We start from the raw sequence: 16,468 nt of genomic DNA on the forward strand, positions 1-16,468 counted from the left end.
CAGAAGGACAAACAGCCGGAAAGGACAGGGGATTCACAATGAAGCGCCTGAGTGAACTACCGGACGATGAGCTTTTGATGACGCGTGACGGCCACATCGAAACGGCGCGGGAGGTGCGGGGCGGGATATGGAACGGTATCGGCACTGGGTTCTATGCGCCGCTTCACACGGTCGAGAGGTTGGTCTGGCGGCCGAACGCGCGAGAAATGTTGGAGCAATACATCGACAGTCAGTTTTATCCGCTTGGCGAGCGCGGGCAGGAGAAATTGGAACGTGCCATGACGCAGCAGATGGTGGGCGCAATCCAGTACATCCTGGACCAGGCGTTTGGCGAGATCATCTATCACGAGCCGTTGGAGCCAGTGGAGATTGACATTGAGCCGGGAGGAGGAGCCGACGAAATGATGCGGACGGCGACGACTGACACAGGCATGGCGCTGGTGTCCCGTAGGTATCTCGACGCGCTCCGGGACGTCGTGGTCGAGGCCAAGGCGATCCGGAACGGCTGGAGCCAGGCGGGCTGGGAGGACTTCTGCGAGGCGCTGGACACGCTGGACGTGGTGGAACGGTTGGAAAAAGTAGTGGCCGACAAGCGGAGGATTGAAGCGTTGGAACGGCTGTACGAGCTGGTAAAGCGGAGGCGCGGCGCCGAGCGGGCCTTCGATGAAGCGGGGGAAGCGGGAGACGCCGAGGCACAGGTGGTGGCGTTACCGTATGTTGACTACTTCGACAGGGAGATTGAGAAGACTTTGACGGCCATCGACGCAACGAGGAAAGTGGGGTGTTGACCATGCGGCTGTATCTTTCAGGTCCGATGACAGGATTGGCAGACTTCAACCACCCTGCATTCCGAGAGGCGGCCGCGGTGTTGCGAGAACAAGGCCACGTTGTTGTCAGTCCGGCGGAGTTGCCAGGTGACAAGTGTGACCCGTGGGAGGTGTGGATGCGCAAGGCGCTTACGATGTTGCTCACCTGCGAAGCGGTGGCGTTTCTGCCGGGTTGGCAGGCTTCGCGCGGCGCTACGCTGGAACACCACGTGGCCCAAGCGCTCGGGATGCAGCGGTTCGCCTATTATTCAGGGAAGTTAAGACCGTTGACCCGGGCGAGGTGAGCGAGTGTGGAATGGCTCCAATTCATTGCGTACGGAGTGGGGTTCCTCGCCTTGTTCTATTGGGTCGGGATGGTGGAAGCCAAGCACCGTCAGCTTATGAAAGAAGCCAACGTGGAGGTCTGCCCGGATTTGGTCGCAATGCAGGAGGTGAATTACCAAGATTATCCTGACTTGATCAAATGCCGGGTGCTTACGAGTACGAGCGAATTCAACGTGTTTTTAAGTTTCATGGCGGTGGCTACGTCGTGGTGAGCAAGCAAGGACGCAGTGACCTTTGATACTCGTTGTCTTGCTTGGTTTCAGACATGCGGTGCGGCGCTAGAACAAAGGGTGCGCGCAGTTGTCCACAATTGACGCGCCCGGAAATAAGGCACGATTAAGACTGCGACGGGGGTGTTAAATCATGGCGGGACGCGCGAGAACGGCGGCGGCTCGGCGCAGGTCGCTGGACATTCCAGATCGACCGAAAATGCCAGACGTTTGTTGGGTGAAGTTCCCGGCCGTAAGAACCGCGGGTAGCATGCGTGTCACGTTTGAAAGCCTGGCGGCGCAATTGGCGCATCAACCTGCGGCCCGAAAAGTTCGTGAGGTGCTGTTGGACGACGGAATCATCCGTGTGGAGTTGGACAAGGAGGCGGCAGAGCATGAAGCGGTTTGATGGGATCAAGGTGGACAAGCGCGGCGGGCGGTGCAGGCTGTGCGGTGTGACGCTGACGGAGGACAACGGTTGGCGCTGGAGCACGCTGTGCAAGGAATGCGTTGCGGAGTACGCAGAGCCTGAAAATGTTTGGGCGTACGGGAGTGGTGTCGATGGTGGCAGCAGAACCGGGAAGGGTAAGTCTCATCCGGCAGCTTGAGCAGGCGGCGAACCGGGTAGCATGCGCCAGACGCCGGTGGGGCGACGCCACGCAGGAACCGGAGCGTGCCAACCAACTCTACGAATCCTACCGGGCCGAAGCGGACTGTCTTGCACGGCTGCTGGACGCCCTTCTTACTGGCGATGGGCTTCGTGGCGATACAACGACACCTGAAGAACGAGAACGCGCCTCGTGCGGGCGGCGAGGGGCGTACAGGAGGGGTGTGGATATGGTGATGGTGGTCGATAAGCACGGGACAATGGTGCGAGCTGGTGACCGGGTGCGGTGGACGAGCCAGTCGGGAGGCTTTTACGTCGAGCGGGCCGGACTAGTGATTGACGTGGTGCCGATAGGGTCCAGCGCCGATATGAAACTGGCGGGCAGGACGGGGAGGCGCCGGTTCGACACCGACCAGAACTGGGTGTCGGATCGGGTGCTCGTTCAGGTGGAGCGCATCAGTAAGCGCGACGGGCGAGTGCTCGGGTACGAGTTTTACTGTCCGTATGCGTCCGTCGTGGAAGTGGTCCGGAGTGAGGGAGAGCGCGAAGCTCAGGACGACAGGGCGTAGTGAGAGATCGCGGAGGTGGCCGAATCCATGCAAACACTGAAACACGTCGACTTGACAGACGTGGAGCGTAAGGCGTGTGAAGCAGTGGGCGCGCAACGAGGTTGGAATCCATGGATCCTTGAAAACGAGTTGGTCAGGCTCAAACTGGGAGAACGACTGCCCCGGCACATTCAAGATTTGGTCAATGAGGTGCTGGAATATCGTGAGCGAGGGTGACGAGATGAAACGTCTCGTATTGCCGCTTCCGCCCACACTCAACCATGCCTATCGGAACTTTGTACACCCCACTGGCAGGCGGATGCGGGTGCTCACCCGTGAGGCGGAACGGTTTCGTGAAGAGGCCGCGTGGTTGGCGAAGGCTTGGGCGGTGCAAACGGGATGGGCTATGCCGTCGCCCCGAACCAAGGTGTATCTGCGGCTCTGGTACTTCTGGCCGGACTGGCGTCGGGCGGACGCGAACAACAGGGAAAAGGTGTTGCTCGACGCGTTGGAAGGTGTGCTGTACCCGGATGATCGCTGGGTGTTGGTCTGGGAGATGGACTTCGACGTCGACCGGGAGCGGCCCAGGGTGGAGATTGAGGTATCGGCAGGTGATGCGCCGTGCGCCATGTCTTCCTGATTGGTCCGATGGGTGCGGGTAAGACGACCGTGGCCCGGTGGCTGTGCGGACAACAGGGCTACACGCGGTATGCCCTGGCCTCTCCGGTGGATGCGGTCCTGGATATCGCGGCGCCGTGGCTGAAAGGCGCGAGCAAGGCGGTGCGGCGTCCGTATCTGCAGAAGGTCGGGCGGTTTCTGAGGGAGTTTCAACCGAATCCGCTGTTGTTCGCGGCGGAGGAGCGGCTGCGGACAGTGGCGGGACCGTTGGTCATCGACGATGGCCGAACGCTGGAAGAAGCGGTCTGGGCGCACCAGCAGGGTTTCGTGGTGGTGGTGCTCAAGGCGGACAAGGCCATCCGCGAGCGGCGGGTGCTGGACCGTGACGGGGAGTTGCCGGACGAGCGGACCTTCGAGGATGTCACCGAGCAGGCATGGCGGGACGCGCGGGGCATTGTGATCGACACGACCCGCATGAACGCGGAAGAGATGTGCGATGCGGTGTGGGACGTTGTGCGAGGAGGCGACGTGTGATGGCCTGTTTGTCGGATACCAGATTCGTCGTCATCGACACGGAAACTACTGGCCTGCCACCGCACGGGCGCGTCGTGGAGATCGCGCTTGTGGAGGTCGGGCTGAGTGACGGGCCAAGGGAAGTGTTCTCGACGCTCATTCATCCTGGGTGTTCGATCCCGCCCGAGGCGTCGGCGATACACCACATTACGGATCGCGATGTTGTGGACATGCCGACGCTGGATGAGGTGTGGCCGAAGGTGTTGGAACATGTGGACGGCGCCATACTCGTGGCGCACAACGCCGAGTTCGACCGCGGAATGCTCCCGGAGACGGGGCGGCCGTGGCTGTGTTCGAAGCGGTTCGCTCAACACTTGTGGCCCGACGCGCCGAATTTCCAGAACCAGACGCTGCGTTACTGGCTCGGGATCGACATCGACGTCGGGCTGCCCCACCGCGCGATGGGTGACGCCGTGGTAACAGCGCACGTGTTTCAACGCGAACTGGCAGCGTACCTGGCACGCGGGTACGAGGACGATCTAGCGGCGCTGTTTAGTTTCGTGAAAGGCCCGGTTGAAGTGCGTACGATGCCGTTCGGGAAACACCGGGGTCAGTTACTGGAGGAGGTGCCCAGGGACTACTTGCACTGGGTGCTGGAGAACGTCCAGAGGCTGGACGCGGACCTGGAGTGGAGCATTCGGCGGGTGCTGGGGAAAAGTGCATAGTCCCTGTGAGAACTGTGGACAAGTCTGTGGATAACCTGTGCACAACCCGTACTTGTCTGTGGATAAATGGAGGTGTAACGAATGTCGGAGACCGCGCGGAGGCAAGTAACTGAACGCGGGGCCGGGCAGGCGTCTGAGTGGCCTCAACTTGCCGAGACGTTTTCCGCAACGTTCGTCCGGGTGGTACTTGCAGGCCGGTATCCGCGAAACGCGGTCCGGGTGCTGTTGTTCGAGGTCCGGGACCGGGCGGGGCGCATGGTGCGAGACCATACATGGATTCAGGACGGCCGGGCGTTTCTGCGGCTGCGGTTGCGGCCAGGGGACGTGGTGCAGTTTGAAGCCGTCAGAGTTCCGTATCTGCACAAGAAGTATGCGAAAGGACAGGTCTCTGGGTGTCCTGATGTTGGGTTCGTGATTGTCGGGCCTGTACGGAGGTCAGAGTATCCGCACGGGGTGTTGGCAAATTGAACGGAGGTGAAAGCGATGGGGCGCCGGGGGCTGGAGGATTTGATTCAACAGTACGAGGAGACGTTGAAGAAGGTGAAGGAGGCGCGCAGCACATTCGAACGGTTGTCGCGGACGAACCCGCGGTACGAACGGGACGCGAAGCTGTGCGAGGGCATGATCAGGACGTTGGACTACGCAATCTGCGAGATGGAGGGGTCCACAAGGACGACACACCGGGAGATTCTGGTTGGGGACCACGAGGATCTGGATCGGTTGGCGGCGAGGCGAAAGGCAGGAATGGTGGATCAGGATTCGGAGGCGGAGGACGAGGGTTACCAGCGGGTGTTGGTGGCCTGGCGAACGATCATGACAACGCGGGAGGCGGTGTGTCTGTTTGCGTATGAGCGCGGCATGACGTTCAGTGCGATTGCTGACGCGCTTGGCGTTTCGAGGGCGTCGGTGCAGAGCTACGTCGAACGAGCGCGGAAGAAGTTGAACCAAGCGCGAGCGGTGCAGTTGGCGCTTTGGGATGAGACTCCGGAGTTGGGGGCGTGAAAGCAATGGCGATGGACAAGCAGTTAACCGCCCGGCAATTACAGCGCGAACGCGAGGCGGTAGTGAGGTTGTACGCGAAGCTGGGTGCGCTGGCCGAGGTTTGGCTGGCGACCCGGCATTGTAACACGGCGAGTCGTCAGCGCTGGCTGCGGGTACTGTACGAAGACGCGCTGGATGCGGCATACGAAGTGGCTTTGGTGTTTGGATACGAGGATCCGGTGTTGGATGGCGGCGCTGACGACAGTCCCGACCCGTGGGTCTTGTGGGAGCGGCTTTTGGGGTATGATTGGCCAAACACGGCGGAGGAGTTTGCAGAGGGGATCCAGGACCTGGTTGCTCTTGGCAGGGTGCTCGGGGTTCATGAGGCGGTAGCGTGATGTGTGTCACGCTGCGTCGGTGTCCTTGAGAACAGGTTAGTGCTGCTCCTTGTGGAGGTTTGTCACCTTTCGTCCCGGTGTCTGGCGACACGCGTAGATAGCAATTCTGCTTTTTCCTCTCGAACTACGGCATATGGCCGCAGGAGTTCAGTTCGTCAGGTACAGCGCGTGTTGGCGAAGTACGGGACTCACCCGCACGTACTGCGGCACACGTTCTGCCGGACGCTGGTGGCAAGTGGTGTGGATCTTGCGGCCGTGGCGGAATTGGCCGGGCATGCGGACGTGAACATGACGAGGCGGTACGCCAAGCCGACGCAGGAGGAGTTGGAGAGAGCGGTGGAAGAGGCGTTTTCGTCGTACAATTATTTGATGTTACGCGGAGGTGATACGGTATGATGACGGTCCGGTTCGAGCTTTTTGTGCGGGATGTTGGGAAGTCGGTCGACTTTTACGTCCGTGCTTTGGGGTTTTCTCCTGGCAAACAAAGTGAGAAATACAGCGTATTGAGAAATGGCAATGTTCAAATTGGCTTGGGGCGTTTATCGGACCTTCCCACAGATCACCCCCTTCAATTACGACATGCCGATGAGAGAGTGGGAGTTGGAGTCGAAATCGTCTTGGAGGTCGACGACGTCGAAGCCCTTTACAAGAAGGTGCAGGACTTCGGCTATCCGATTCAGGATGCTCTCACGGTTCGTCCATGGGGATTGAGGGATTTCCGGATTTGTGACCCGGACGGTTATTATCTGCGGATCACGTCGAAAGACTAAAAGCACATGCATGATTCCATGCCGCTGGCTCCAAACCTTCGCCAGCGGCGGTGACAGCCCCGTTTTGCTGTCCTGCCAGAGTGAATCGTAACGAGTGTTCCTTTAAAACGGCTTGAATACGAAAGGTTCAGCGTGTTGAACGGGTGCTTGCACCAACACTTCGCGCTAATTGATAAACAACGTATTGATTCAGACTCACGTTTTCACGTTCAGCAGCCTCAGCAAGTGCACGGTGCAGTGACTTTGGCATGCGTACCACAAAGCGTCCCGAGTAATCATCACCGTGCGTAGGTTCTGGTACAGGAATTCCCTCTTCCAAGGCAGCCTCAATCCAGGCTCGTTTGGCGTCTTCAATCATTTCATGGATTTCCTCCAGGGTGTCCGCCTGCGTCAAACACCCGGGGAGATCAGGAATTTCCGCTACGAACCCGCCTTCTTGGGCGGGGTAAAGCACGATTCGATACGGAAGACTCAAGTAGTATTCCAAATCCTTCTGCCGACTCATGTTCGATCGTCTCCTTCAAGCAGTTCGATGGCGCGTTCGACATAAATCTGCTTGACATAAGGCTTGTGAAATGGAACGACCAAGATTTGTTTTCCTCGAATATATGTGTAATGACTGGAACCGCTACGAGGCTGACGGCGGCGAAACCCCGAACGGATGAGCACTCTGTCAAGCTCATCAAAACGAACTGTCTTGGGATTGTTGCGAATCCGTTCGAGTAATTTCTCGAATTGGGTCACGTTCGCCACCTCGTATGACATTAGTATCATATGCAGTATCATTCTTCAATATTCCCTTCCTGAATGACGCCGTCTACTAAAGTACAATGCTGGCGTCATTCGAGTTGGGGGACGACGCCCATAAAACTGATTTGCCCTGCACACCCCCTCCATACGGAAGGGGGCTCTTTTTCATGCACACGCTCTTTTGGCACGACAACATTCTGTTTCTCGACAACGGGACCGCGTACGGCGTGTACCGTCTGCCTGCGTTGCCATACGAGAACCAGCCGGAAGCCGTCAAGCGCAGCATATATCGCCAGCTTGAGGTGTTCTTCCAGACGTACCGTGGCAACGGCCAGATCCTGAGCATTGCCGTGCCGATCCCGGCGGAAGAAGTGACTTCGCGCATGGCGGCCTTCAGCAAGCACCCACATTGGCGTGCACACATGGAGCTGGTGGCGGAGCAACTACGTGAACATCCTTCGTTTGAGCGCCGGACGTTCCTCATCCTGCCACTGGCTTCGCCGCTTGCCGCGGCCTGGAGCCAGGTCCTTGACCGCCCTGATCGGATTCGGGAGCGGGTCGCCGATCAGTTCCTGCGATTCTGGGGTTACACCAAACGCAAGGTGGCACGGGTGGGGTCTCCCGTGTTGACCAGACACGACATCGAGGCGGCGGCGCACGCTGAACTGCGCACGTTCAACCGCCTGCAGGCAGTCATCTCGGCGCTTATGAGAGCCACGCCGCACGAGCTGGAACTGCTGCACCGCGCTCCGTACCATCGCGGTCTGGCGCCCTGGCCGGTTGTGTTGCCGGACCCGTTGCCGCGAACGGTGACCATCGAGGGCGGCGAAGTGGTCATTCGTCCACGGCCGCTGCGCCTGGCGCTCGCCTCGGCGTCGGTGCGAGAGGACACGTTCCGGATTCGGGTGGAGCACAGTGACAAGCGGGTGTCATACCAGTCGGTGATGGCCGCGGCGAGCCTGCCGGAGCGGCTGGAGACCATTGGCGACGAGTGGCTGTACTTGCCGCTGGAGAAGTTGAACTTCCCGGTCGACGCCTGTGTGCACTTCGAGATCCTCTCGCCGCAGCGCGCCAGGGAGATTGTGTACCGGCGTAAGAAGATCGTCGCCGCCCAGGGCGAGGAGTACGCGCAGGCGGGAGACGTCCCGTGGGACATCTACGACGGGCTAGAAGACGCGCAGGCGCTGGAAGCCAAACTGAAAGCGGGCATGGCGTTCGCGGTGTTCCACGCGTTTTTCGCCGTGGCGGCGGACAGCGAACTAGAGATGCTGCGCCGGGAGGAGCAGTTGAAGGAGAAGTTGCAGGGGGCCATTCAGCTTGTGCACCCGCCGGGGGACGCCTTGAAAATCTGGCAGGCGTTCTTTCCGGGACAGTCCGGGGGCGTGGACAAGGCATGGTCGATCCCGGCGGACCCGACGATGCTTGCGGCCTCAGGCGCCTTGGGCACGGCGCAGGTGGGCGACCAGGCGGGGATGTGGTTTGCCAAGATGGCCCATAGCGGCAGGCCGGTATGGGTGGACTGGTTTCGAGCCATGCGGGAGCTGAACCGCAGCGGCGCCGCGGCGTTCGTCGGGACGCTTGGTTCGGGCAAGTCGGTCGGGATGAAGTACGGCGCTGATACGATGCTGCAGTGGGGTGCCATTGGCGCGATCACGGACCCGAAGCAAGGCGAGTATGGGGCACTCGTTGGGCTTTGGCCGAAGGAAAGCGTGTGGTGGACGTTTGGCGCGGGAAGCGACCTGCGCTTCTCGCCGTTCCGGCTTGGGCGCGACGCAAGGGAATCCAGGCTCATCGCGGAAGGGTTCCTGGGCGTGTTGCTCAACGTGACGACTCGGCGCGAGGACCAGCGGGCATCGCTCGTGCTGCAGCGGGCCTTGGCGGCGCTGTACGAGGGCGAGAAGTGGGACATGGATCACTTCCTTCTATGCCTTGACGCCGAGCGGAGGGATGAACAGCGCCGGGAGGAGGAACGGGATATTGCGGACCTGTTCCTGGGCCTGCTGGAGCATTATCGTGACGGGGAAACGGGACGGGCACTGTTTGGCAAGGACGGCGAGGACAATGTAATGGACGACCGGGCGCGGTTGGTGGTGGCATCCATCATGGGGCTGGAATTCCCGGATCCGGGAAGCGTGCCGGACGCGTGGCGAGATTCGCAGCGGTTCGCGGTGGCGATTCTGTACCTGGTGACGCAGATCGCGTTCCGGCGCTTGGTGATGGCACCGCAATCAGTGAAGAAGTTCTTCGCGGTGGACGAGGCGTGGATTCTGCGCTCGGTCCCGGAAGGCCGGGCGCTGCTCAACCGCATGTTGCTGCTTGGTCGGTCGATGAACCTGGTCCTGATGATGGCGGTACAGAACCCGGACGTGCTGCTGCCGAGGGAAGGGTCGGAGAATGACGATGTGTCGGCGAGTCTTGGGTGGTGCTTCGTGGGGCGGATCACGTCGCGTACCCAGGTGCAGCACGCGGTCCGGCTGCTCGGTCTGCCGCTGGAGGACGAGGGGGATCTGAACCACTACGTCGAGGTGTTCCAGGCGTTTGAGAAGGGTAGGGGCTTCCTCCGCGACCCGCTGGGGCGGATTGGAGAGGTGCAGATCGATGTGGTGGATGAGGGGCTGTTGAGGGCGTTCAGCACGACACCGGAATGAAGCATATTGCGAAATCAAACGAGGAGGATGTCGTTTTGTGTCGAATTTTTTAAACGTCTTTGTATGAGCAATTGCGTTCGTTGTAAGAAGGTGAGAGTTGTTGCCCTTAAAGGTACTGGATCTAACAGAGTTGGCGACGGGAAAACAGGTCTGGATTGTGGGAGACATTCACGGGTACTACGGGCTGTTCCAGCGCTTGCTAGAACTTATCGGTTACAGTCCTGATACGCACTTGATCGTAACCGTCGGCGACATGGTTGACCGCGGTGAAGATTCTCCGGCTGTGGTGCGATGGTTCCAAGAGAACGGATACGCGGTTCGAGGCAATCACGAGGACATGTGGCTGGAGATCCGCTTCTGGGCCGAGGGCCTTCCATATGACGACGGTGGTAGGCTGAACCCCGCTTGGTTGCAATGGACGCGAAAACAATCGTTTGTGAAAAACGGCATGGCAAGGACGTTGCGGCAGTTTCTTGAATCGGGGATGTCGGCCAATGAATGGCTTGATTACTTTGCTGAGCTGCCGTACGCCATCATCATCGGAGACTATCTGATTGTGCACGCAGGTGTCGATCCGCACCGGCCATTCTCTGAACAAACCTTCCAGCACTTGACGTGGATTAGACATGGTTTCGTTGATTACAGGGGTCTCATTCCGCCGGAAGCGCGCCTGGGCAAGCGGGTTGTGTGCGGCCATTGCGAAACGTTCTGGTTTGCGGAGCCGGGCAAGCCGGTCATACGACCGGATCGGGTACACATCGACATAGGCACGGCGAACGGATTGGCGTTGGCGGCGTTCTGCCTCAACACCGAGGAAGTCGTGATGGTGGACGCGCCAGGAAAGAATGAGGTGTTGGGAAGGCTTCGACCACTATCCGCCATATAAATGCTCTCGTCATGAAAGTGGTCTCATTATGCCGTCCGTTAATGTGTACCGCTACCCCGGACAATCCCATTCTTACTCCGGCCGACGTGCCTCCACACAGGGAAGATTATGAGGTCATTGGCGTGTTCAACGCCGGGGTGGCGGAAGTGAGGGACGAAGTGCTGCTGGTCTTGCGAGTCGCGGAGCGTGCCTACGCTCCTCGGCCAGACATCGGACGCGCCGGAACGGATCCTTACGACGCGAACCTTCATCAGATACAACCCGTACTACGATTTCGACCCGATGAGTTGAACTGTGGCGCGACGGTGCCACATTCGCCTGACTAAGAGAATTTGGGACCGAACCCCAGCCTGGTTCGGCCCCCTTTTTCTCTACGGGTCTTTACAAAAATACAAATAACAAGTATATTAATACTAGAAAAGGAAATGAAGGGGAGACGGTGTAATGAATTCCAATCATGTCGTATTCGTGTACGGAACTTTGCGAAAGGGCCAGAGCAACCGCCGGGTGATGAAACCCCATCTGGTGCGCGAGTTGGGTGAGGGAGTCATCCAGGGAGAGATGTACGATCTCGGTGCGTACCCGGCTGTGTCTCTCAACGGAGGAGGCATAGTGGTCGGCGAATGGGTCGAGGTGACGGACGACGGACTCGCCGCGCTGGACAAGCTGGAGGGTTATCCGCGATTCTACGGCCGAACTGTCGTGAAGGATTTAAACGGCGCGGCGGAAGGCTGGGTTTATCACATGACGGGCCGCATTCCGGCCGGCGTTCCGCGCGTTGAAAGCGGGGACTGGGTGGCCTGGCTGCGGGCGCGGAAGGAGGTGCGGGTATGAGGTGGGTTCCTCTGCCGCCGTTACGGGGGCTGAACTTCATCACGTTGTTCATGTTTGTCGGCTTCATCGCACTGTCTATCCACTACTGGGCCATCCCAATGAACTCACTGGAGTTGCCGGGATTCGCGCGCCACACGCCGGGGCGGTGGTTCTTCTATTTGTTTCTGACGTTCTTGTTCGCGTTAATGGCCTTGGTATACACGGAAATGTTCTGGAAGTGGTTGGCGCGGTTTGCCGCACGGACGGGGTGGTTCGCGTTGCGCGCGGCTTGGTGGATGACGGTACAGGCGCTTCGTGGCGTGGTGTTTGTCGCGTGCGCTGCGGTGTGGGCGATGCGGAGCGGTTGGAAGGCCGGTCGCGAAGCTCTTCTGAAGCGGCGGATCGCAAGGATGCAGAAGGGCGAGACGATTGACGTTAAAGCGGAGTGGATAGACGATGACGGTGAGAAGCGATGCGCGTAAGTTCACTATGCGAGAGGGATGGGCCGATGAAACTGAATGCCTATGAGGTGCAATTAGCCTGCGGTTGCTGTGACGCGACGGTGTATTTCAGTTCCGACGAGGCGATTGAAGCGGCATTTGCGCGTGCCGGCCTTTCATCCGTTGCTACCATCGTCGATGAAACGGGACAAGTTGTTGAAGAGGTCGATACGTTTTACGGTTGGCGGCATGCAGGGGAGCCGCGGCGTGGTCTGGAATATCTGTGGGAGCGGGCGTTTGGACGACCGGATGACGAGAAGACCGGGGGCTGATTGGATGCGGGTGTTTACGGACGCCTCTTACGACGAGAAGGCAAAAGTCGCGCGCCTGGGCGTGTTCGCTATGGATGGGTTGAGGACGGAGCGCACAGGGTTGTTGCTTCAGCAGACGCCGGATTCTACACTTGCGGAGTTGTTGGCCGTGTTGACAGCAATCCATGTCGCCAACGACCGGCAGTGGAAGGTCGAATCCATCTGTTTGGACAGTCAAAGCATCGTCGGGCTCATCCAGCGCAATGAGATGTCTTCACTTTGTGCGCGGTTGCCAAACAACATTCGGATGGACGTGCAACTGTTGCCGGTGATCCATCGCTTGGTTCCGATTGAACACGTGCCAAGGCAGCAGAACGTCTCGGCGCATGCCCTGTCGCGCGAGCCGGTGGTACAGGCGGCAGTGTTTTCGGAGTACCTGAATTCGCTCAGCGCGGGCCAGCCGTGTCTCCGGTTTCTGCTGCAACAAGGCGAGCTGTCTGAGGACAAGCCCACGCAGGCGGGTGTCTTCTTGCAGCCGACGGCGTTTGGGTTCTTTTTGGCGCATGAGACATACGCGGTTGATGCGATTCATCGGCAATGCACATGTCCCGAGTTCGCAGCGTCCGGCAAGTGTGCGGACGTCGAGGCGGCTGTGCAGGCCATGAAGGACGCGGTGGCGATGGCGGAGGCTGAAAGGAGTGCCGTGCATTGACACTGGAGTGGCGCATTACGGCGGCGGTATACTGGTGACAAACGGAGGTCACGATGAGACTGGCGAGAAACGCAAACGACATTGTTGCAAAGCATTTGACGGGTGCGGTGCCAAATGGCGCCCTGGATGTGATCGGCATCCACGACGCGAACGTGGTGCGCGCGCTGCCGACGGAGATCCCGAAGGTCGAGGTGCGGCAGGAGTTCGTCGACATTCTGTTCGAGCTTGACGACGGCCGCCTGCTGCACATTGAGTTTCAGTCCACCCGCGAGCCCACGTTGTACCGGTTCGCTGCATATGACCTAGCGATTGGCGAGAAGCACCGACGCAAGGTGCGAACCGTTGTCTTGTACACGGGCGATGTTCATGATGCTCCAGCCGAACTGGATGTCGGGACGGTTCGGTATCAGGTTGAGAACGTCTATTTGAACCGGATGGACGGCGATGCCGTGCTGGAGACAGTCAAACGGCACTTGGACACCGGCGATTGGACGGAGCGGGATCGGGTCCGGTTGTCGTTTGCGTTCCACATGCGGTTCGAGCGCCGGACGCTGGACGAGGCGTTCGGGGAGATTGTGGAGTTGGTGCAGCGTCTGCCGGATCGGGAGGAGCAGAATTACCTGGCGGCGCTGATCCTTGGATTCAGCGCGCGGGTTCTGGCGCCGGAGCAGAAGGAACGGCTGAGGGAGGTGTTGAGGATGACGGATCTGCTGCGGGAGTTTGAAGAGGAGTTCAAGGACAAGTGGATGCAGCAAGGGTTGCAGCAGGGATTGCAGCAAGGACGGAAAGAAGGCAAGCGGGAAGTAGCCGAGCGGATGTTCCGCAAAGGCGCATCCGTTTCCGACGTGGTGGAGTTAACGGGGCTGTCGGAGGAAGAGGCGGAGGAGATTCGTCGGAAGGTGAATTGAGGGACGAGTTATGGAATATCGACGTCAAACGGTGGCTGAGTATTTTGCGCAAATCAGAGATGAAGATGATTTTTTCATCGCGAAAGGCAACTTCTTGGATGACTTTTACTCCGCCAATGACGAGGAACGCGCTCGGATGGTCAGTCAACCCATTCCGAAGGAACTGGTTACGCCGGAGAACAGGAAGTATGCCTCATACTTTGCCGCGATGGTTGATTACCTGTGTTGGCATTATGGCCTCAGGTGTCCGGACTGGGTTCAGGATTTGGACTATCGGCTTCCAGAGCCATGGTTTTTGTATGAGAACTGGCGGTTTCGGGCCTGGCAGTTGGTGATGACCCCCGCTGCGTTCATCGCTCGTAACATTTTCACAGGTGATGATCCAGTGTCGAGGGTATAAAGGACGATGATTGCATGGATAGCAAGGAGATTTTGCGGTATCTGAAACTCGTTCAAGCGTGGCGATATAGTGCTGGCTGGCGGCGCTGTGATGTTGCTCGTAGTTAGAAGCCGCCAAATGACTAAAGATGTGGACGCATATTTGGGTGAGAACGCCGAGGCAGTACGAGAAGCGGCGAGGCGGGTGGCTAGACGGGAGGGCCTGGATGAGAATTGGTTAAACGACGGTGTAAAGGGCTTTTTTTATGGAACGCCCCCGCAAACGGTCGTTGCCGAATTCCCAGGTCTTCGAGTTTACTCGGTGACGCCGGAATACATGATTGCGATGAAAGCAGTGGCGGGTCGAGCAGAAGACGTTCGAGATTTGAAACATCTTGTGAAGTTTCTTCGGCTCAAAAACAAAGAACAAGTTCTTGAGATTATTGAAAAGTATGTTCCGCCGCGATTGTTGACGCCGAAAATTCAGTATATCATTGAGTCTCTGTTTGATCATGAAGATGAGCAGGTTCGGGCTCCATTTGAGAATGCTTCGTCTCGAAAGATTAGGCGGAGAGTGTGCAGCATTCGTTGTCAAACATCCACTGCTCCGGTTTCCACCTGTCGGTGTATATGTGGAGGAAAGAATCACGGCACCAAAGCGCGTCAACGATTACCCTGATGTGATGAGCCTTTTGAAAGGGTGAGTCGGTGAGCGATGTAGTGGAGTTGACGGTATTGTCGGAGGAAGAGCCGGAGTAGAGATTCCACGGACAGTGAATTGAAGAGCGGGCCTTGATGGAGGTGACGCTAATATGTCCAGGTCCAGGAACAAACGAAGAAAGATCATCAGGGAAAGCGGCCTCGACCCGACCGTTTCCCGTCTAGTGTGGAGTCGCAAACCGCAGACGCAAACGGTACCAAACAAAAAAGCCGAAGAGCGCCGCACTTTCTGCAGGATGAAGCAGAAGGGCGGCGCGTTTGTTTTGCCATGCAGTGCTCCTCTTCGTGAGGAGGGATGCTTGCGTGGTGCTCGAACTCGTCGCGTGGTACGGAGTCTTGGGCGGGGTGATTGTCAGCGCGCACTTCTTTCAGGTCGCCGTGGTTTGGCGCGTATTGGCCGGAATCGGGTACTTGGTTTTGTCGTATCTCTGGTACCTGTCGCTGCGCCGCAAAGATCCGTCCGTCAGCGACCCATTCGGGGCATTGATGGGCGCAGGGTACACTGCCGCGGTCTGTCTCGGCTTGACGTTCGCCGCATTCGTGCCGGTTCAGGCGCTCGTCGTTGGGTACATGCTGTGGTCGTGGGCGACCAGTTCGTACGCGGGCACGTTTGCCTTTCGGAAGAAGGAGGGGAATCGGCTGGAGATGCTTGCCGTGGTCATTTTCCCGCACGTCGTCGTCTGGGAAGACTGGTGCCTGAGGAAGCAGGGCGTATGTTGAGCGGGCTGAAGGGATTGGTGGTCGGGCTGTTTTGCTTGGAATGGAACCTGCTGCCTCACATGCGGCAAGGATGGTTAGCGGTTACGGTGTCGCTGCCGTTTATTTGGCATGCCCAGATCCTGATTCACGAACTCGGACACTACGTGTTTCGACGGCTGTTTGGCGTGCCGACGAGGCGGATGGTAATCGGGTCGGGGCCGCTGATGTTTCGGATCAAAGGCTTCGAGGTTCGGTGGATTCCGTCCGGCGGGGAAGTCACTCCGGAGATCTACTGCTTTGACATTCCGGTCAAGAGAAAGATTTGGGTGTACCGGGGCGGGGTTCTGGCGAACGCTGTGACGATGCTGCTGTGGCTCAAGAATCCGGTCTGGTTGACGCTGAATCTGGCAGTGATTTGGGCGAATACCCGAGTGGAGGTCTTTCCTGAGAAGCAAACGATGACGGACGGCGCATGGATCGCGCTGCTTGGCGGCAGGTTTAGGCTGCCGGGAGGATTCGATCCGTGCGCGAAACGGGAGGAAAACAAACATGTACCAAGTAGCGTTCGCTAAACGGAGAAAGCGAACTCATGGATTGTTGAGCAGCCAACATGGTAAGAAACCCTCAAACTCACGCGCCGCAGGTATTTGACCGGGCGGCGTGTTTGTTTTGCCATGCACGCC

Annotated in this window: 28 protein-coding genes and 1 pseudogene; 27 read left to right on the top strand and 2 right to left on the bottom strand. The window is 58.7% G+C overall.

All coding sequences use genetic code 11. The features are described 5' to 3' along the window. The first annotated feature begins 38 nt into the window (after window positions 1-38). The 15 genes from N687_RS0118635 (at window position 39) to N687_RS0118705 (ending at window position 6,520) form a co-directional block, all read left to right on the top strand. Window positions 39-788, top strand: coding sequence for a hypothetical protein (locus N687_RS0118635; RefSeq protein ID WP_029423301.1), 750 nt, complete (start codon window positions 39-41; stop codon window positions 786-788). A gap of 2 nt (window positions 789-790) precedes the next feature. Then, on the top strand, window positions 791-1,111 hold the full coding sequence (locus tag N687_RS0118640) for a DUF4406 domain-containing protein (protein WP_035463401.1): 321 nt from the start codon (window positions 791-793) through the stop codon (window positions 1,109-1,111). A 51-nt stretch (window positions 1,112-1,162) separates the two neighbouring features. Beyond that, complete coding sequence (locus N687_RS0118645) at window positions 1,163-1,363, top strand: hypothetical protein (RefSeq protein WP_156040218.1); 201 nt, start codon at window positions 1,163-1,165, stop codon at window positions 1,361-1,363. A 268-nt stretch (window positions 1,364-1,631) separates the two neighbouring features. Next, complete coding sequence (locus tag N687_RS24110; protein ID WP_156040219.1) at window positions 1,632-1,769, top strand: hypothetical protein; 138 nt, start codon at window positions 1,632-1,634, stop codon at window positions 1,767-1,769. Further along, window positions 1,756-1,968, top strand: coding sequence for a hypothetical protein (locus N687_RS0118655; RefSeq protein WP_029423304.1), 213 nt, complete (start codon window positions 1,756-1,758; stop codon window positions 1,966-1,968). Before N687_RS24110 ends, N687_RS0118655 begins: the two co-directional genes overlap by 14 nt. Continuing rightward, entirely contained in the window at window positions 1,922-2,536 is a 615-nt protein-coding gene (locus N687_RS24520) for a hypothetical protein (protein ID WP_197029331.1), read from the top strand. The genes N687_RS0118655 and N687_RS24520 overlap by 47 nt, the downstream gene beginning before the upstream one ends. 27 nt (window positions 2,537-2,563) lie before the next feature. Continuing rightward, window positions 2,564-2,752, top strand: coding sequence for a hypothetical protein (locus N687_RS0118665; RefSeq protein ID WP_029423306.1), 189 nt, complete (start codon window positions 2,564-2,566; stop codon window positions 2,750-2,752). Window positions 2,753-2,756: 4 nt separating this feature from the next. Beyond that, the gene (locus tag N687_RS0118670; protein WP_051663653.1) at window positions 2,757-3,155 is read left to right on the top strand and encodes a RusA family crossover junction endodeoxyribonuclease; all 399 of its coding nucleotides are present in this window, start codon (window positions 2,757-2,759) and stop codon (window positions 3,153-3,155) included. After that, window positions 3,137-3,667 carry an AAA family ATPase gene (locus N687_RS0118675; protein WP_231493537.1) on the top strand — a complete coding sequence of 177 codons (531 nt, stop codon included), beginning with the start codon at window positions 3,137-3,139 and terminating at the stop codon, window positions 3,665-3,667. Before N687_RS0118670 ends, N687_RS0118675 begins: the two co-directional genes overlap by 19 nt. Further along, window positions 3,667-4,371 (top strand): putative quorum-sensing-regulated virulence factor, encoded by a 705-nt coding sequence (locus N687_RS0118680; RefSeq protein WP_029423309.1) that lies wholly within the window; start codon window positions 3,667-3,669, stop codon window positions 4,369-4,371. The genes N687_RS0118675 and N687_RS0118680 overlap by 1 nt, the downstream gene beginning before the upstream one ends. An 81-nt stretch (window positions 4,372-4,452) precedes the next feature. Continuing rightward, complete coding sequence (locus tag N687_RS0118685; RefSeq protein ID WP_029423310.1) at window positions 4,453-4,839, top strand: hypothetical protein; 387 nt, start codon at window positions 4,453-4,455, stop codon at window positions 4,837-4,839. Between the two features lie 15 nt (window positions 4,840-4,854). Continuing rightward, window positions 4,855-5,373 (top strand): LuxR C-terminal-related transcriptional regulator, encoded by a 519-nt coding sequence (locus N687_RS0118690; RefSeq protein ID WP_029423311.1) that lies wholly within the window; start codon window positions 4,855-4,857, stop codon window positions 5,371-5,373. Beyond that, on the top strand, window positions 5,370-5,750 hold the full coding sequence (locus N687_RS0118695) for a hypothetical protein (protein WP_029423312.1): 381 nt from the start codon (window positions 5,370-5,372) through the stop codon (window positions 5,748-5,750). The genes N687_RS0118690 and N687_RS0118695 overlap by 4 nt, the downstream gene beginning before the upstream one ends. Window positions 5,751-5,801: 51 nt before the next feature. Then, window positions 5,802-6,146: a site-specific integrase gene (locus N687_RS24935; protein ID WP_269320523.1), complete on the top strand. Its 345-nt coding sequence runs from the start codon at window positions 5,802-5,804 to the stop codon at window positions 6,144-6,146. Continuing rightward, window positions 6,143-6,520, top strand: coding sequence for a VOC family protein (locus tag N687_RS0118705; protein ID WP_197029332.1), 378 nt, complete (start codon window positions 6,143-6,145; stop codon window positions 6,518-6,520). The genes N687_RS24935 and N687_RS0118705 overlap by 4 nt, the downstream gene beginning before the upstream one ends. A 127-nt stretch (window positions 6,521-6,647) precedes the next feature. Here N687_RS0118705 and N687_RS0118710 read toward each other — a convergent pair whose 3' ends face one another. Continuing rightward, the gene (locus tag N687_RS0118710; protein ID WP_029423315.1) at window positions 6,648-7,025 is read right to left on the bottom strand and encodes a type II toxin-antitoxin system HicB family antitoxin; all 378 of its coding nucleotides are present in this window, start codon (window positions 7,023-7,025) and stop codon (window positions 6,648-6,650) included. Beyond that, window positions 7,022-7,264 carry a type II toxin-antitoxin system HicA family toxin gene (locus tag N687_RS0118715; protein WP_035463404.1) on the bottom strand — a complete coding sequence of 81 codons (243 nt, stop codon included), beginning with the start codon at window positions 7,262-7,264 and terminating at the stop codon, window positions 7,022-7,024. Before N687_RS0118715 ends, N687_RS0118710 begins: the two co-directional genes overlap by 4 nt. Window positions 7,265-7,437: 173 nt before the next feature. Between N687_RS0118715 and N687_RS0118720 the strand changes: the two genes are divergently transcribed. The 12 genes and pseudogenes from N687_RS0118720 (at window position 7,438) to N687_RS24125 (ending at window position 16,357) form a co-directional block, all read left to right on the top strand. After that, the gene (locus tag N687_RS0118720) at window positions 7,438-9,918 is read left to right on the top strand and encodes an ATP-binding protein (protein ID WP_029423318.1); all 2,481 of its coding nucleotides are present in this window, start codon (window positions 7,438-7,440) and stop codon (window positions 9,916-9,918) included. 100 nt (window positions 9,919-10,018) lie between these two features. Beyond that, on the top strand, window positions 10,019-10,804 hold the full coding sequence (locus N687_RS0118725; RefSeq protein WP_029423319.1) for a metallophosphoesterase family protein: 786 nt from the start codon (window positions 10,019-10,021) through the stop codon (window positions 10,802-10,804). 28 nt (window positions 10,805-10,832) lie between these two features. Then, window positions 10,833-10,996, top strand: a pseudogene (locus N687_RS25615) (glycosidase); the annotation flags it as partial. A 252-nt stretch (window positions 10,997-11,248) separates the two neighbouring features. Then, window positions 11,249-11,638: a gamma-glutamylcyclotransferase family protein gene (locus N687_RS0118730; RefSeq protein ID WP_035462493.1), complete on the top strand. Its 390-nt coding sequence runs from the start codon at window positions 11,249-11,251 to the stop codon at window positions 11,636-11,638. Continuing rightward, window positions 11,635-12,099, top strand: coding sequence for a hypothetical protein (locus tag N687_RS0118735; protein ID WP_029423321.1), 465 nt, complete (start codon window positions 11,635-11,637; stop codon window positions 12,097-12,099). The genes N687_RS0118730 and N687_RS0118735 overlap by 4 nt, the downstream gene beginning before the upstream one ends. A gap of 26 nt (window positions 12,100-12,125) precedes the next feature. Continuing rightward, window positions 12,126-12,389, top strand: coding sequence for a hypothetical protein (locus N687_RS24525; protein WP_029423322.1), 264 nt, complete (start codon window positions 12,126-12,128; stop codon window positions 12,387-12,389). 4 nt (window positions 12,390-12,393) lie between these two features. After that, window positions 12,394-13,080: a ribonuclease H family protein gene (locus N687_RS0118745; RefSeq protein WP_029423323.1), complete on the top strand. Its 687-nt coding sequence runs from the start codon at window positions 12,394-12,396 to the stop codon at window positions 13,078-13,080. Window positions 13,081-13,133: 53 nt separating this feature from the next. Beyond that, window positions 13,134-13,988 (top strand): transposase, encoded by an 855-nt coding sequence (locus N687_RS0118750; protein ID WP_029423324.1) that lies wholly within the window; start codon window positions 13,134-13,136, stop codon window positions 13,986-13,988. Window positions 13,989-13,998: 10 nt separating this feature from the next. Continuing rightward, window positions 13,999-14,388: a hypothetical protein gene (locus N687_RS21530; RefSeq protein ID WP_051663458.1), complete on the top strand. Its 390-nt coding sequence runs from the start codon at window positions 13,999-14,001 to the stop codon at window positions 14,386-14,388. A gap of 117 nt (window positions 14,389-14,505) precedes the next feature. Continuing rightward, the gene (locus N687_RS24120; RefSeq protein WP_156040220.1) at window positions 14,506-15,045 is read left to right on the top strand and encodes a hypothetical protein; all 540 of its coding nucleotides are present in this window, start codon (window positions 14,506-14,508) and stop codon (window positions 15,043-15,045) included. Window positions 15,046-15,389: 344 nt separating this feature from the next. Further along, window positions 15,390-15,806: a hypothetical protein gene (locus N687_RS0118760; RefSeq protein ID WP_029423326.1), complete on the top strand. Its 417-nt coding sequence runs from the start codon at window positions 15,390-15,392 to the stop codon at window positions 15,804-15,806. Further along, window positions 15,800-16,357 (top strand): site-2 protease family protein, encoded by a 558-nt coding sequence (locus tag N687_RS24125; protein WP_029423327.1) that lies wholly within the window; start codon window positions 15,800-15,802, stop codon window positions 16,355-16,357. The genes N687_RS0118760 and N687_RS24125 overlap by 7 nt, the downstream gene beginning before the upstream one ends. The last annotated feature ends 111 nt before the right edge of the window (window positions 16,358-16,468 follow it).

It is taken from the genome of Alicyclobacillus macrosporangiidus CPP55, assembly GCF_000702485.1.
Classification (GTDB): Bacteria; Bacillota; Bacilli; order Alicyclobacillales; family Alicyclobacillaceae; genus Alicyclobacillus_H; species Alicyclobacillus_H macrosporangiidus_B.